18 protein-coding genes are annotated in these 14,415 nt (G+C 38.8%); 1 reads left to right on the forward strand and 17 read right to left on the reverse strand.

The window, feature by feature from the left end:
• Positions 1-18 precede the first annotated feature (18 nt).
• The 7 genes from atpG to QUE72_RS18930 form a co-directional block, all read right to left on the reverse strand.
• Positions 19-879, reverse strand: a complete 861-nt coding sequence (atpG, locus tag QUE72_RS18900) for a F0F1 ATP synthase subunit gamma (protein ID WP_286270724.1) — start codon at positions 877-879, stop codon at positions 19-21.
• A gap of 28 nt (positions 880-907) precedes the next feature.
• A complete protein-coding gene (atpA, locus tag QUE72_RS18905) occupies positions 908-2,449 on the reverse strand; it encodes a F0F1 ATP synthase subunit alpha (RefSeq protein WP_286270725.1) in 1,542 nt (513 codons plus the stop codon).
• A gap of 13 nt (positions 2,450-2,462) precedes the next feature.
• Entirely contained in the window at positions 2,463-2,996 is a 534-nt protein-coding gene (gene atpH / locus QUE72_RS18910) for a F0F1 ATP synthase subunit delta (protein ID WP_074496248.1), read from the reverse strand.
• Positions 2,997-3,009: 13 nt separating this feature from the next.
• Complete coding sequence (gene atpF, locus QUE72_RS18915; protein WP_074496249.1) at positions 3,010-3,480, reverse strand: F0F1 ATP synthase subunit B; 471 nt, start codon at positions 3,478-3,480, stop codon at positions 3,010-3,012.
• Between the two features lie 51 nt (positions 3,481-3,531).
• Positions 3,532-3,768: a F0F1 ATP synthase subunit C gene (atpE, locus tag QUE72_RS18920; RefSeq protein ID WP_074496250.1), complete on the reverse strand. Its 237-nt coding sequence runs from the start codon at positions 3,766-3,768 to the stop codon at positions 3,532-3,534.
• A 115-nt stretch (positions 3,769-3,883) separates the two neighbouring features.
• Positions 3,884-4,699 carry a F0F1 ATP synthase subunit A gene (atpB, locus tag QUE72_RS18925; RefSeq protein WP_074496251.1) on the reverse strand — a complete coding sequence of 272 codons (816 nt, stop codon included), beginning with the start codon at positions 4,697-4,699 and terminating at the stop codon, positions 3,884-3,886.
• Positions 4,700-4,729: 30 nt separating this feature from the next.
• Positions 4,730-5,014 carry an ATP synthase subunit I gene (locus QUE72_RS18930; protein ID WP_254849511.1) on the reverse strand — a complete coding sequence of 95 codons (285 nt, stop codon included), beginning with the start codon at positions 5,012-5,014 and terminating at the stop codon, positions 4,730-4,732.
• Here QUE72_RS18930 and QUE72_RS18935 point away from each other — a divergent pair.
• Positions 4,899-5,210, forward strand: coding sequence for a hypothetical protein (locus tag QUE72_RS18935; RefSeq protein WP_254849512.1), 312 nt, complete (start codon positions 4,899-4,901; stop codon positions 5,208-5,210). The genes QUE72_RS18930 and QUE72_RS18935 overlap by 116 nt on opposite strands.
• Before the next feature lie 90 nt (positions 5,211-5,300).
• On the opposite strand, the gene QUE72_RS18940 is transcribed toward QUE72_RS18935, so the two are convergent.
• The 10 genes from QUE72_RS18940 to rpmH all read right to left on the reverse strand — a co-directional run bounded on the left by QUE72_RS18940 (position 5,301) and on the right by rpmH (position 14,271).
• Entirely contained in the window at positions 5,301-6,203 is a 903-nt protein-coding gene (locus QUE72_RS18940) for a ParB/RepB/Spo0J family partition protein (protein WP_074496253.1), read from the reverse strand.
• A 23-nt stretch (positions 6,204-6,226) separates the two neighbouring features.
• Positions 6,227-7,009, reverse strand: a complete 783-nt coding sequence (locus tag QUE72_RS18945) for a ParA family protein (RefSeq protein ID WP_074496254.1) — start codon at positions 7,007-7,009, stop codon at positions 6,227-6,229.
• Positions 7,010-7,032: 23 nt separating this feature from the next.
• Positions 7,033-7,659: a 16S rRNA (guanine(527)-N(7))-methyltransferase RsmG gene (gene rsmG / locus QUE72_RS18950; protein WP_074496255.1), complete on the reverse strand. Its 627-nt coding sequence runs from the start codon at positions 7,657-7,659 to the stop codon at positions 7,033-7,035.
• Between the two features lie 17 nt (positions 7,660-7,676).
• Entirely contained in the window at positions 7,677-9,566 is a 1,890-nt protein-coding gene (gene mnmG, locus QUE72_RS18955; protein WP_286270731.1) for a tRNA uridine-5-carboxymethylaminomethyl(34) synthesis enzyme MnmG, read from the reverse strand.
• A gap of 406 nt (positions 9,567-9,972) precedes the next feature.
• Positions 9,973-10,416, reverse strand: a complete 444-nt coding sequence (mioC, locus tag QUE72_RS18960) for an FMN-binding protein MioC (protein WP_074496257.1) — start codon at positions 10,414-10,416, stop codon at positions 9,973-9,975.
• A gap of 9 nt (positions 10,417-10,425) precedes the next feature.
• A complete protein-coding gene (gene mnmE / locus QUE72_RS18965) occupies positions 10,426-11,799 on the reverse strand; it encodes a tRNA uridine-5-carboxymethylaminomethyl(34) synthesis GTPase MnmE (protein ID WP_286270734.1) in 1,374 nt (457 codons plus the stop codon).
• An 87-nt stretch (positions 11,800-11,886) separates the two neighbouring features.
• Positions 11,887-13,521: a membrane protein insertase YidC gene (gene yidC / locus QUE72_RS18970; RefSeq protein WP_074496259.1), complete on the reverse strand. Its 1,635-nt coding sequence runs from the start codon at positions 13,519-13,521 to the stop codon at positions 11,887-11,889.
• Positions 13,522-13,523: 2 nt separating this feature from the next.
• Positions 13,524-13,775 carry a membrane protein insertion efficiency factor YidD gene (gene yidD / locus QUE72_RS18975; protein WP_286270737.1) on the reverse strand — a complete coding sequence of 84 codons (252 nt, stop codon included), beginning with the start codon at positions 13,773-13,775 and terminating at the stop codon, positions 13,524-13,526.
• Positions 13,742-14,098, reverse strand: a complete 357-nt coding sequence (gene rnpA, locus QUE72_RS18980) for a ribonuclease P protein component (RefSeq protein WP_286270739.1) — start codon at positions 14,096-14,098, stop codon at positions 13,742-13,744. The genes yidD and rnpA overlap by 34 nt, the downstream gene beginning before the upstream one ends.
• A gap of 38 nt (positions 14,099-14,136) precedes the next feature.
• On the reverse strand, positions 14,137-14,271 hold the full coding sequence (gene rpmH, locus QUE72_RS18985; RefSeq protein ID WP_074496262.1) for a 50S ribosomal protein L34: 135 nt from the start codon (positions 14,269-14,271) through the stop codon (positions 14,137-14,139).
• Positions 14,272-14,415: the final 144 nt, after the last annotated feature.

The raw sequence follows: 14,415 nt of genomic DNA on the forward strand, positions 1-14,415 counted from the left end.
TTTAAATTTAATCTTTGCCTACACCGCTGCAGCACCAGCACAAATTTCACTCAATTCTTGAGTAATACTTGCTTGACGCGCTTTGTTGTATACCAATTGTAAGTTATCGATTAAGTCACCAGCATTATCTGTAGCGGCTTTCATCGCAATCATACGAGCGGCTTGCTCACATGCGAGGTTTTCAACCACGCCTTGGTACACCTGAGACTCTGTATAACGAACCAATAATTGATCAAGTATTGCTTGAGCATCTGGTTCATATAAGTAATCCCAACGATGTTGAATTGCGTCATCGTCTGACTTAGGCAAAGGTAAAAGTTGATCGATAGTCGGCTGTTGCGTCATGGTATTTACAAACTTGTTGTAAACCACATAAAGCTTGTCTATTTTTCCGTTGTCATAGGCATCAAGCATCACTCGTACTGAACCAATAAGGTCAGTTACAGAGGGTGTATCACCTAAACCTGAAACTTGTGCGGTTACGTTTGCGCCCATATTGTTGAAAAAAGCAGTAGCTTTTGAGCCTACTACACAAAATTCAACTTCAGCGCCATCAGCTTGCCATTTGCCAGCATCAGATAACACAGACTTAAATAAATTTACATTTAAGCCACCACATAATCCACGGTCTGTAGAGACAACGATATAGCCTACACGCTTGACTTCTCGCTCTTCCAAATATGGATGGCGATATTCAAGGTTTCCAAGCGCGATGTGACCGATCACATTTCGCATATTTTCAGCGTATGGACGAGATGCAGCCATAGCATCTTGCGCGCGGCGCATTTTACTGGCTGCTACCATTTCCATTGCGCTGGTGATTTTCTGCGTATTTTGTACGCTTCCAATCTTCGATTTTATCTCTTTAGCGCCGGACATGACTATTCTCTCCGAAAAGGTTAACTAATTACCAAGTTTGCGTAGACTTGAACGTGTCAAGTGCTTTTGCCAAACCTGCTTCGATGTCTTTATCGTAGTTACCGCTTTCGTTGATCTTAGCCATCAACTCAGCATGATCGCTGGTTACGTAGCTGTGTAATGCAGCTTCGAAATCACCGATTTTTGCTAGGTCTACGTCGTTTAAATAGCCTTTTTCAGCAGCGAAAAGCGAAACCGCCGTTTCAGCAACTGATAATGGGCTATATTGCTTTTGTTTCATTAACTCAGTTACACGTTGACCGTGTTCTAACTGTTCACGCGTAGCGTCATCCAAGTCAGAGGCAAACTGAGCGAAAGCTGCAAGCTCACGATATTGAGCAAGTGCTAAACGAATACCGCCACCAAGTTTTTTGATGATTTTCGTTTGCGCTGCACCACCAACACGAGATACTGAAAGACCAGCATTAACAGCAGGACGAATACCTGAGTTAAATAAATCTGTCTCAAGGAAGATTTGACCATCAGTAATTGAAATAACGTTCGTTGGTACGAATGCAGATACATCACCTGCTTGTGTTTCAATAATAGGTAATGCTGTTAAAGAACCCGTTTGGCCTTTAACTTCACCATTAGTGAAACGTTCAACATATTCTTCATTTACACGTGCAGCGCGTTCTAATAAACGTGAATGCAAGTAGAATACGTCACCAGGATATGCTTCACGTCCTGGTGGACGACGAAGTAATAGTGATATTTGACGATAAGCTACCGCTTGTTTAGATAAATCATCATAAACAATCAGCGCGTCTTCACCACGGTCACGGAAGTATTCACCCATTGCACAACCAGAGTATGGTGCAAGGTATTGTAGTGCAGCAGCTTCTGACGCTGAAGCAACAACAACAATTGTGTTATCTAATGCGCCATGCTCTTCTAAACTACGTACAACGTTTGCGACGGTAGACGCTTTTTGACCAATCGCAACATAGATAGATTTAATACCTGTGTTCTTTTGGTTAATAATCGCATCTAGTGCAATCGCTGATTTACCGATTTGACGGTCACCGATGATAAGCTCACGTTGACCACGACCGATTGGAATCATCGAGTCAATTGACTTGATACCTGTTTGTACAGGTTGGTCAACTGATTTACGTTCGATAACACCTGGTGCTACTACTTCAACTGGAGAAAAACCGTCATTTTCAATCGGGCCTTTTCCATCAATAGGCTCACCTAATGTGTTTACTACGCGGCCTAAAAGACCACGACCTACTGGTACTTCCAAAATACGGCCAGTACCTTTTACTTTTACGCCTTCTGCTAGGTCAGCATATGGACCCATAACTACCGCACCTACCGAATCACGGTCAAGGTTTAACGCGATAGCGAAGCGGTTACCAGGAAGTTCGATCATCTCACCTTGCATTGCGTCTGCAAGGCCGTGAATGCGAATGATACCGTCGGTTACTGAAACGATAGTACCTTCGTTACGAGCTTCGCTGACAACGTCAAACTGTTCAATACGTTTTTTGATCAGTTCAGCGATTTCAGTGGAATTCAGTTGCATGCTCTGTTCCCCGTTAAGATTGCATTGTTGTTGCTAAGCGGTTCAATTTACCTCTAACAGAACCGTCGATTACCATGTCACCAGCTTTAATTACTAAGCCTGACACTACGTTTGCATCTACAATACAATTGAGCTTTACTTTTCGAGCCAAGCGCTTTTCAAGCGCGGCACTAATACTTACTTGTTGGTCAGCTGTTAATTCAACAGCTGACGAAACATCCACAGTAATTTCTTTTTCATATTCGGCTTTTAATAAGCCAAATTGCTCTGAAACCTGCGGTAGTACCAACAAACGTTCGTTTTCAGCCATTACTTTAATTAAGTTTTGGCCCTGTGGATTCAGTTGTTCGTCACATACTTTGATGAACAAGTCTTGTGCTTGTTCAACAGATGCTCCGCCTGATAAATAGCTGGTCATTGTTTCATTAGTTGAAACTTCTGACGCAAATACTAGCATTTCTTGCCAAGCATCTACCGCACCAGCTGCCACAGCATATTCGAACGCTGCTTTAGCATAGGGACGAGCGATTGTTGTCAATTCAGACATGCCCTATACCCTCTTAAAGTTCTGCTACTAGTTTATCTAAGATGTCGCTGTGTGCAGCGGCATCAATTGAACGTTCGAGAATTTTCTCGGCACCGGCTACAGCAAGAATAGCTACTTGTTTACGTAACTCTTCTTTAGCACGATTGCGTTCAGACTCAATTTCTGTATGGCCAGCAGCTAAGATTTTCTCTTTTTCTGCTTGCGCTTTTTCAGCAGCATCTTCAATTAATTGTGCTTCACGCTTTTTAGCTGCTTCGATAATATCAGCAGCTTGCGCTTTAGCTTCTTTTAATTGTGCTGTTGCTTTTTCTTGCGCTAAGGCAAGATCTTTAGCAGCACGATCAGATGCAGCTAGACCATCAGCAATGGTTTTCTGACGAGTTTCAATAGCTGCAATAATTGGCGGCCATACAAACTTCATACAGAAAATAACGAATACGACAAATGCGATCATTTCACTGACAAAAGTGATATTTACGTTCATTTGTGTACCTCCTATTTAAATTCGCAGTTAAAAAAGTCTAAAAAAAATTAATTAGCCAATTTTCACGAATAGGATGTATAGACCCATTGCAACACCGATGATTGCGATCGCATCGATTAGACCAGCTACGATGAACATTTTAACTTGAAGTTGTGGCGCTAATTCTGGTTGACGAGCAGCAGATTCTAAGAACTTACCACCTAAAAGACCGAAACCGATCGCTGTACCTAATGCACCTAAGCCGATAAGTAACGCAGCTGCTACATATAGTAAACCTAAGTTTTCCATTTTTATCTCCGATTATTAAAGTAAAATTAAAAGTTAAAAAATTAAATTTTTTCGGGTTTCCTTACCCTTTGCCCTTCGGGCCGGCTAATAGCCGTTCTAACCTAATCCCGAAAGGTTAGTGATCTTCGTGCGCTAAACTCAAGTAAACTATCGTTAACGTCATAAAAATAAATGCTTGTAGTGGAATAACTAACAAGTGGAACGCAGCCCATAAGAAGTGCGGGCCAAATATTTGCCAAACACCCATTGTTGCGATCAAGATGAAAATAAGCTCACCTGCATATAAGTTACCAAATAAACGTAAGGCAAGTGATAGCGGACGAGCTAATAAAGTAACCACTTCAAGTACAAAGTTCACAGGATATAATGTCCAATGACCAAAAGGTTGTACGCTCAGCTCTTTAATAAAGCCGCCAATGCCTTTCACTTTGATTGAGTAATAAATGATTAACCAAAAAACGCCTAATGCTAACGCTAAGGTCATATTAATGTCTGTAGTAGGTACAGATTTAATATAATGAATACCCACTAGGCCGGCTAAGGTTGGAATAAGATCCACTGGTACCCAGTCCATCGCGTTCATTAAGAAAACCCAAACAAAAATCGTCAATGCTAAAGGAGCGATAACAGGGTTTTTTCCATGAAATGAGCTTTTAACGCTATCGTCAACAAACTCAACGATCATTTCAATAGCACATTGAAGCTTACCAGGAACACCTGTTTCTGCTTTTTTTGCCACGGAACGGAAGATATATAAAAACACCATACCTAAGAATATTGACCATCCTAATGTATCAACATGTAAGGTCCAGAAACCAGCATCAGTACACGCTTTATTAAACGCGACGCCGCCGTCTGCCATACACATCTTTGCATTAGTTAAATGGTGGCTAATATATTCTTGGCTGGTAATTTCAGCACTTGAAGCCATATTTTTGTCCTAATGATTAAAGTTTAAATTCTAATTTCTATAAAAAATCGGTGTTAGTAGTGGTATCACCACTACTAAACAATATGTTGCGAAAAAAGGGGCTGGTAAAATATTCAAAAACTTAAATGCCAATGCAAATAATAATGCTGACAACCCCAGTTTTAACTTCACGCCACTATAAAAGGATTGCATTACCTCTTTGGACGCTTGTGCTCCTGCATATTTAAATGCTTTATATGCAAACACACAATTAGGGAGTATTGCTATTATGCCACCAGCAATAGCTGATTCAGCATACGATACTCCCGCAAAAATAAAGCTTATTATCGTACAAGTGATCACTACACAAATCATGATCAATAGTTGCATTAACGCGAGTTTTCTACCTTCTTTAGTTAATGCATTGTTTTGCCTGTTTATCGCAAGGCTCCTCAACGAAGATTTTCGTAAAACTTGTACTTTTTTTCAGCAAGTTTTTATACTTGATAAAAGTCGACGCAAGTATACTTAATTACAGCGTTAATGCAACAAAAGAGGGCAGCGCTTGCCCTCTATATGTGCGAATATCTTATATTAATAATAAATTTATATTAACAATTTTTTAAAATGAACCAAAGCGCGCGACGATGCCATCTAACTCATCTAAATTGCTATACGATATGACTAATTTACCTTTGCCTTTTTTATTATGAGAAATGTTCACATGTGAACCAAGCTTCTCTGATAAGTTTTGCTCAAGAGACAATGTATCTGGGTCTTTCACTTTATCTTCTTTAGGTTGCTCAGGCTGTTGCGCTTTTTTTATTAACGCTTCCGTCTCACGCACATTTAACTCTTTAGCAACGACGGCTCTCGCTGTTGTTGTTTGCACATCCCCTTGCAACGCAAGTAATGCTCGCGCATGACCCATTTCAATATCGCCATGCTCTAATAATGTTTTAACATCATCATTTAAATTATTTAAGCGTAATAGATTAGTAACCGCTGTGCGTGATTTACCAACAGCATCAGCAACCTCTTGATGGGTTAATTCAAACTCCGTCAATAAGCGCTCTAACGCAACAGCTTCTTCCATTGCATTTAAATCTTCTCGCTGAATATTTTCTATCAACGCCATTGCTACCGCAGCTTCATCAGCGACATTCTTAATGAGACAGGGTACAACATCAATATTGGCTAATTGCGCGGCACGCCACCGACGCTCACCTGCAATAATCTCGTATTTATTATGATCAATAACACGAACAACGATGGGCTGGATGATCCCTTGAGATTTAATTGAATGGCTTAATTCATCTAACGCATCTGGTGACATATCTTTTCGTGGTTGATATTTACCAGGTTGCAATTGTTCTATCGGAAGTTTTTGCAATTCGCTATCGGTAATAACAGCTGAATCGGATTGCTGTATTTCAACGTCGTTTGATTCAGCTGCTTTTCTTGGTGCATTGGTTAATAGGGCATCTAAGCCTCTACCAAGGCCTCTACGTTTTGAAGGGCTCATAGTTTTCCTTGCAAAATAATATGTTAACTAGCTTGCTTTTGTTGTTGTTTCTTTCTGATCATTTCGCCCGCTAAGGCTAGATAAGCTTTAGCGCCTGTTGATGATTTATCGTAGTACATTGCAGGAGCACCAAAACTTGGCGCTTCTGCTAAACGTACGTTTCTTGGAATAACAGTACGATAAACTTTATCACCGAAATGTCGCTTTAATTGCTCTGAAACGTCGTTTGCAAGGCGATTACGGGGATCATACATTGTACGTAAAATCCCTTCTATTTCTAAATCACCATTAACAACAGATTGTAATTGCGAAATGGTATCCATTAGTGCCGTTAAACCTTCAAGTGCATAATACTCACATTGCATTGGCACTAATACAGAATCAGCAGCAGTCATTGCATTTACCGTCAGCATATTTAACGAAGGAGGACAATCGATGATAATAAAATCATACTCATTTCTTACTGGCGCTAAAGCATTTTTAAGACGTTGTTCGCGCGCGTAAACTTCCATTAGTTTAATTTCTGCTGCGGTAACATCAGTATTTGCAGCAATAAGATGATAAATACCTGTTGTATCTTTACAGACAACTTTTTCGAAAGGCGTTTCTTCAATTAATAATTCATAACAAGTCGCATGTACATCATATTTATCAATACCGCTCCCCATTGTGGCATTACCTTGAGGATCTAAATCAATTAACAATACCTGACGTTTTGTAGCAGCTAAAGATGCGGCTAAATTAACAGCTGTTGTTGTTTTGCCAACGCCACCTTTTTGGTTAGCAACTGCAATTATTTTTCCCACTGAAACCTCAATTTTTATTATTGTTAAACGTTAATTAGTTCAATCAAGTGACGTTCGCCAATTAGTTCAGGCACTTTAATTTCATGACTATCCGCTAATATAACACCTTTAGGTAATTGCGCTAATTCTTCTTGTGGATATTGACCTTTTAGCGCAAAAAATCTACCTTGATCTTTTGCAACAAGGTGATGGCACCATTGCACCATATCTTCTAGCGACGCAAAAGCTCGACTTAATACCCCATCAAATGGAACTTCAGGTTGATATGCTTCAACTCGCGATAATAAAGGAGATACATTAGCAAGTTTTAATTGAAAAACAACCTGCTTTAAAAAGGTTATACGCTTACCTAAGCTATCAAGTAACGTAAAGTGCTTTTCTGGGTACATTATCGCTAAAGGTATGCCAGGTAAACCTGGACCTGTTCCAACATCAATGAATGTTTCGCCCACGAGGAGAGGGCCGACCATCATACTGTCTAAAATATGTTTAACCAACATATCTTCAGGGTTTCTAACCGAAGTTAAATTATAGGTTTTATTCCATTTATTCAGTAACTCTACATAACTAATTAACTGAGAAATTTGCTGTTCTGATACGTTAAGATCAGTTTTACTAATTAAACGTGCTAAGTTTTCTTTCAACGACATGTATAGGTCCAAAGAATCTATGCGGATTTTCGCAATAAACCATGTTTTTTAAGATAAACTAATAATAACGATATTGCTGCTGGTGTGATACCAGAAATTCGCGAAGCTTTGCCAATCGTTTCAGGTTTAGCATCAGAAAGCTTAGCAACAACTTCATTTGAAAGTCCTGAAATCTGGCTATAATCAAATTCAACAGGGATCAATGTATCTTCATGACGTTTTTTCTTGGCAATGTCGTCAAGTTGCCTATCAATATAACCGGCATATTTAATTTGAATTTCAACTTGCTCAGACGCTTGTTTATCAGCTAAAGGCTGACCTAATGCTTCAATCGCCATTAAATCTTGATAGCGAACTTCAGGGCGACGTAATAATTCTTCTAAACTATTTTCACGGCTAATTGGGTTTTTAACCAACTGATTTATTTGCGCTACTGCAGGGTGATCTTTCTGGATCCATGTAGATTTTAATCGCTGACGTTCTACTTCGATATTTTCAAGCTTTTCATTAAAACGTTGCCATCTTGCATCATCAACTAAACCAAGTTTGCGACCCGTTTCAGTTAAACGAATATCGGCATTGTCTTCTCTAAGCAATAATCGATATTCAGCACGAGATGTGAACATACGGTATGGCTCTTTAGTACCAAGCGTTGCTAAATCATCAACGAGTACTCCCATATAGGCTTGATCACGACCTAAAATCATTTGATCTTTACCTTGAACACGAGCAGCAGCATTAGTTGCAGCAATTAATCCTTGAGCGCCAGCTTCTTCATAACCTGTAGTACCATTAATTTGCCCTGCAAAGTAAAGGTTATTGATAAATTTACTTTCTAAGGTTTGTTTTAAATCTCGAGGATCAAAAAAATCATATTCAATCGCATAACCAGGGCGGGTAATGTGCGCATTTTCAAAGCCATTAATTGACCGAACTAACGCCATTTGAACATCAAAAGGCAAACTCGTTGAAATACCGTTAGGGTATACTTCATGTGTGGTTAAGCCTTCTGGCTCTACAAATATTTGATGTGTATCTTTATCTGCAAAACGCATGATTTTATCTTCGATAGAAGGGCAATAACGAGGCCCTACACCTTCGATGACGCCTGTATACATAGGTGATCTATCAAGTCCCTTACGGATAATGTCATGGGTATTGGCATTAGTGTGAGTAATAAAACACGGTATTTGTTCTGGATGATCAGTTGTTGATCCCATAAATGAAAATACGGGTCTAGGATCATCCCCAGGTTGTGCTTCCATCACTGAAAAATCTAAGGTTCTAGCATCAAGTCTTGGTGGTGTACCTGTTTTTAAACGATCCATTCTAAAAGGCATATCACGTAATTTATTTGCTAAATTAACACTTGCTGGATCTCCAGCTCTACCGCCTTGATAATTATTCAAACCAATATGTATTTGACCTGCGAGGAAAGTACCAACGGTTAATACAACGGTTTGAGCTTTAAACTTTAAGCCCATTTGCGTTGATACACCAACGGCTTGATCATTTTCTAAAATAAGATCATCACAAGGTTGTTGAAAGATCGTTAAGTTTTCTTGGTTTTCAAGATAGTTACGTACGTAATTTCGATAAAGCGTACGATCTGCTTGAGCCCTAGTAGCCCTTACAGCAGGACCTTTGCTTGCATTTAAGGTACGAAATTGAATGGCAGCATGATCAATTGCTGTCGCCATTAAACCACCTAGCGCATCAATTTCTTTAACCAAATGTCCTTTGCCGATCCCACCGATTGCAGGGTTACAAGACATTTGACCTAACGTGTCGATATTATGTGTTAACAATAGGGTTTTACACCCCATACGAGCAGCTGCCAAGGCCGCTTCTGTACCAGCATGACCACCACCTACAACGATGACTTCATAAGTGTCTTGATACCACATAATGCCACTAACCTTAAAATGTATTTCTTGCAAAAGGGCACGTATTTTATCTTGTTTTCTTGTGAAGTGAAACGATCAAATCACTAAAAAGATCAGCTGTGGATCATTAATAATATATAAAGATCTATATAAAGATCTTATTATTGATCTTTATTAGTAAAGTGATTTTCTGTGGATAAAGGGTTTTTCCTTATATAAATCAATTTGATCTTAATGATCGTTTCTTGTGATCAAAGTATGATCAATTGCTAAATAACCTTTGATCAAAAAGCCTATTTATCCACAACCGTGCGTATTTAATATTTTATTAACTGGAAAATAAATTTTAATACAGGGTTTATTCTTAAGTTATCCACATTTGATTTGTTTTAATACTCTTTCTGTGTATAAAATACTTATAAGCAGTTTATAAGTGATCTTTATTTGCTAAAAGCCATGCTTGTGCTTCTTCTTCTGGATCAATATCAAGTGTCATATCAAATGTTTTTATTGATATTAACCTTTTACAACCCTTTGAATATATTAGATTATCTATGTTTTTTGCTGCAAAACAGAAGGTGTCGTAATTAGAGTCTCCAATACCGATCACAGTATACTTAGTTGAGGATAAATCGATCGTAGTATTTGTGAGTTGATCAATAAAAGGCAGTAAGTTGTCTGGGTAATCTCCAGCACCATGTGTTGAGGTACATATTAACCATGTTTGATTTTGAGAGGGTATTTCAGTGAGATCAGGTGATAAATGCAGCGTTACATCATGTCCTAATTGCGTTAATGTTTCTTCGCACGCTTCTGCAACATATTCAGTGCCGCCTAGCATGCTTCCAACGATAATTTGAAATGAAGACATAATGATCCTTTATTTGCCAATACAAAATGATGAAAAGATCTCACCTAGTAGATCATCATTAGTAAATTCGCCTGTTATTTGATTTAACGCGTTCTGACAAAGTCTTAATTCTTCAGCTAGAATTTCACCTGCCACATAAGATTCAAGTTGCTCTAAGCCAATACTAAGATGATGATAGCCTTGTTCAATGGCTGCTAAATGGCGTCTACGGGCCATAAAACCACCTTCTGTGCTACCTTGATAACCCATAATATCTTTTAAGTGGCCAGTTAGTAATGAAATACCATCTTGGTTTTTTGCAGAAAGGGTTATGGTTGGATAGTCAGTGTCTTTATCAAATTGAACGGCTTTGTTGAATATATCTGCTTTGTTTTTAATGATGGTCAATTCAATGTTTTCTGGAAGTTTTTCAAAAAACTCGGGCCAGTATTTTTTTGGATCTTCAATTGACTGATCCGCGTCAATTAATAGTAAAATTCGATCTGCTTGTTTTATTTCCTGCCATGCGCGTTCAATACCTATTTGCTCGACTTTATCAGATGATTTTCTAAGCCCTGCGGTGTCAATAATATGTAGCGGCATCCCATCAATATGAATATGTTCTGATAATACGTCTCGTGTTGTTCCTGCGATATCTGTAACAATAGCGCTTTCTTTACCGCTTAGCGCATTTAACAGGCTCGATTTGCCTGCGTTAGGACGGCCAGCGATTACAACCCTCATACCTTCTCTTAATAAACTACCTTGCTTTGCTTTTTGCTGCACATCTTCTACTTTTTTGATCAGTGCTTTAAGTTGATTGACGACTTTTTCATCTGCAAGAAAATCAATTTCTTCTTCTGGAAAATCAATAGCTGCTTCCACATACATTCTTAAATGAATTGTGTCGTTTACTATCTCGTGAATTAGTGCTGAAAAATCGCCTTGTAACGAATGTAATGCGCTTTTTGCTGCTTGTTCTGATGTGGCATTGATCAAATCTGCAATCGCTTCAGCTTGTGCTAAATCGAGCTTATCATTTAGAAAAGCTTGCTCACTGAATTCACCGGGGTTGGCCATACGAATATTGTCAATTGCGATGATAGATTTTAATAACATATCAAGAATAATAGGGCCGCCATGACCTTGAAGTTCTAATACATCTTCACCGGTAAATGAATTTGGGCCTTTAAAAAATAATGCGATACCCTGATCAATGATTTGTTGATTATTATCATAAAAGGGTAAGTATTCAGCTTTTCTAATCGCAGGGCATCTACCTAATACTTTTTCTGCAACTTTAGAGGCTAGGGGGCCCGATACTCTAATAATACCGACACCGCCTCTACCTGGTGGAGTAGCTTGTGCTGCAATGGTTTCAATATTGGATACTGTTGTTGTCATAATGCTCTAACGACTAAATATGAATGCCAGTATTATAAACATAATCGTATTCAGGGTAAAAAAAAGCGACCTTTCGGTCGCTTATTGTTATTTATTTTTTTGCTTTTCGAGTGAGGCAAATATAATTTTCATCTGAATGATGGAAATAACATTACTCACTAGCCAGTACAATACTAGGCCTGACGGGAACCAGAAGAAAAAGATAGTAAACATTACCGGCATATATTGCATAATTTTTTGCTGCATTGGGTCTTGTATGGTCATTGGCTGCATTTTTTGCATAATGAACATACTGATACCCATCAACACTGGTAATATGTAGTAAGGATCTTTAGAAGATAAATCAGTTAACCATAAACCGAATGACGCATGTCTTAATTCAACACTTTCTAAAAACACCCAATATAATGCTAAGAAAATAGGCATTTGAATTAATAACGGTAAACAACCACCGGCAGGGTTTACTTTCTCTTTGCGATAAAGCTCCATCATGGCTTGAGAAAGTTTTTGTCTATCGTCACCAAAACGCTCTTTTAACTGCGTCATTTTTGGTTGTAGTTCACGCATTTTTGCCATAGACGTGTATTGCGCTTTGGTGAGCGGGTACATAATACCTTTTACGATGACCGTAATGATAATAATTGCAACGCCCCAGTTGATGACAAGTGCTTGTATTTGAATCAGTAACCAGTGTAGTGGTGAACTGATCATAAATAAAAAGCCAAAATCGACGGTGAGATCAAGTCCATCTGCTATTTCAGCTAGTGCGTCTTGATCTTTAGGTCCAACATAGAATGTTGTTGAGATAGTTTCAGTTGAACCTGATTCAATAATTTGAGCTGGTGCTTTAAAGCCAATAACCGCTTCATTCTTACTACGTGAAAACTCAGTATATAATAAGTTTACTTGCTCAGCATTAGGTACCCAAGCTGATACAAAGTAATGCTGAAGCATTGCAACCCAACCACCTTGAGTTGTTTCATTTAATTTTGCGTCAGCAATGTCATCAAAGTCATATTTTTCGTAGCGTTCTTCTTGGGTAGAATAAGCTGCACCTCGATAGGTTGGTATTAAAGCGCTAGATTGATCAACACTAGCCGATTGGCGTAGCTGAGCATATAGTTCAACACTTGCTGCACTGTTTGATGCATTTTCAACAATATAATCTACGTCGACTTGGTAACTACCTGGTGTAAAGGAAAAGTTTTTCTTAACGGTTAAGCCATCGTTTGTAATATAAGTTAATGAAACAACAAGGGGTTGTCCTTCGCTCATTTGATAAGTAGTGCTTTCAACTTGGTAAATAGGGCGACCTTTCACTGTTCGGTCTATGCCTTGTGCACCCGTTAATCCACTTTGCGCAATATATCTAAAGTTACCATTTTGCATCATGGTAAACGGAATACCATTACCTTGTTCCGTGTCATAATTAAGCAACGTCGCCTCAACGATATCACCGCCTTTGGTATCTATTTTTATGGCTAATACATCCGTTGTAATTTCCACTAAAGTTGCACTAGCTTTTGTTGTAACTTCTGTTGATTTTGAAGCACTTGGCGCAGGAACGAAGTCGTCATCACTTGATTGTGTGATAGCTGAATCATTGTCGCTTTGGCTGAATTGTGTGATCGGTTCAGGCGCATTGTCTTGTTGCCATTGCTGATACAGCAAAAAACTAACAACCATAAGCGCAATAAATAAAAAACTGCGTTGAGACTCCATAATTAATACTTTCTCTTCTTTTTTGGTGGTACGGGATCTTCACCGCCCGCATTTAGTGGGTGGCATTTTAGTATACGTTTGCCTGCTAACCAACAACCTTTTACAACACCAAAGCGATTAATTGCCTCTATTGCATAAAAAGAGCATGTTGGCGTGAACCTGCAGTTACTCCCTAATAACGGGCTAAGCCAGCGTTGGTAAGCTTTTACAGCAGATATGGCTATTTTTTGTGGCGTTGAATTATTTTTCGCCATATTTTATCCAACTGCTTTGTTATTTGTTGGTTATCGAGTTCATCTGTGCCTGAGCGAACCATAACTACTATATCAATATGGGGTAGTTGATGTTGTTTCAAGCGAAAACTATTTCGTACTAATCTTTTTATCCGATTTCTTTGCACAGCAAGTTTTACGCGTTTTTTAGCAATGGCTAAACCTAAACGACTATTTTGTTCTGAATTTGGTGTAATTAGTACAGTGATATGGCTAGAGCCAAAACGAGATGGGTTTTTAAAAGCTGATTGGAATTGACCGGGAGTCAAAAGTCTTGACTCCCGAGTAAATTCAAAAGTAACCATGAGGTTACAAACTCTTTATTGAAAGATTAATAAAGAGATTAAGCGCTTAGGCGTGCGCGGCCTTTAGCACGGCGACGTGCTAATACTGCACGACCGTTTTTAGTAGCCATACGAGCACGGAATCCGTGGTTACGCTTACGTTTTAATACGCTAGGTTGAAATGTTCTTTTCATTACGCTATCCGTCGGTTGTTGTTGCCCTGGCAAAACCGCCGTTTCGAGCACACTTGGTCAAAAAAAGAGGCGGAATTCTATATATTATACGCGCTAATGTCAATCATTAATCTTGATTATATTGTTAGAGGATCAAAATAGATC

It is taken from the genome of Thalassotalea hakodatensis, assembly GCF_030295995.1.
Classification (GTDB): domain Bacteria; phylum Pseudomonadota; class Gammaproteobacteria; order Enterobacterales; family Alteromonadaceae; genus Thalassotalea_C; species Thalassotalea_C hakodatensis.

Bases quoted from the DNA above. Each gene is read 5' to 3' on its own strand.
- atpG (WP_286270724.1), bottom strand. From the start codon at position 879: ATGTCCGGCGCTAAAGAGATAAAATCGAAGATTGGAAGCGTACAAAAT.
- atpA (WP_286270725.1), bottom strand. From the start codon at position 2,449: ATGCAACTGAATTCCACTGAAATCGCTGAACTGATCAAAAAACGTATT.
- atpH (WP_074496248.1), bottom strand. From the start codon at position 2,996: ATGTCTGAATTGACAACAATCGCTCGTCCCTATGCTAAAGCAGCGTTC.
- atpF (WP_074496249.1), bottom strand. From the start codon at position 3,480: ATGAACGTAAATATCACTTTTGTCAGTGAAATGATCGCATTTGTCGTA.
- atpE (WP_074496250.1), bottom strand. From the start codon at position 3,768: ATGGAAAACTTAGGTTTACTATATGTAGCAGCTGCGTTACTTATCGGC.
- atpB (WP_074496251.1), bottom strand. From the start codon at position 4,699: ATGGCTTCAAGTGCTGAAATTACCAGCCAAGAATATATTAGCCACCAT.
- QUE72_RS18940 (WP_074496253.1), bottom strand. From the start codon at position 6,203: ATGAGCCCTTCAAAACGTAGAGGCCTTGGTAGAGGCTTAGATGCCCTA.
- rsmG (WP_074496255.1), bottom strand. From the start codon at position 7,659: ATGTCGTTGAAAGAAAACTTAGCACGTTTAATTAGTAAAACTGATCTT.
- mnmG (WP_286270731.1), bottom strand. From the start codon at position 9,566: ATGTGGTATCAAGACACTTATGAAGTCATCGTTGTAGGTGGTGGTCAT.
- mioC (WP_074496257.1), bottom strand. From the start codon at position 10,416: ATGTCTTCATTTCAAATTATCGTTGGAAGCATGCTAGGCGGCACTGAA.
- mnmE (WP_286270734.1), bottom strand. From the start codon at position 11,799: ATGACAACAACAGTATCCAATATTGAAACCATTGCAGCACAAGCTACT.
- yidC (WP_074496259.1), bottom strand. From the start codon at position 13,521: ATGGAGTCTCAACGCAGTTTTTTATTTATTGCGCTTATGGTTGTTAGT.
- yidD (WP_286270737.1), bottom strand. From the start codon at position 13,775: ATGGCGAAAAATAATTCAACGCCACAAAAAATAGCCATATCTGCTGTA.
- rnpA (WP_286270739.1), bottom strand. From the start codon at position 14,098: ATGGTTACTTTTGAATTTACTCGGGAGTCAAGACTTTTGACTCCCGGT.
- rpmH (WP_074496262.1), bottom strand. From the start codon at position 14,271: ATGAAAAGAACATTTCAACCTAGCGTATTAAAACGTAAGCGTAACCAC.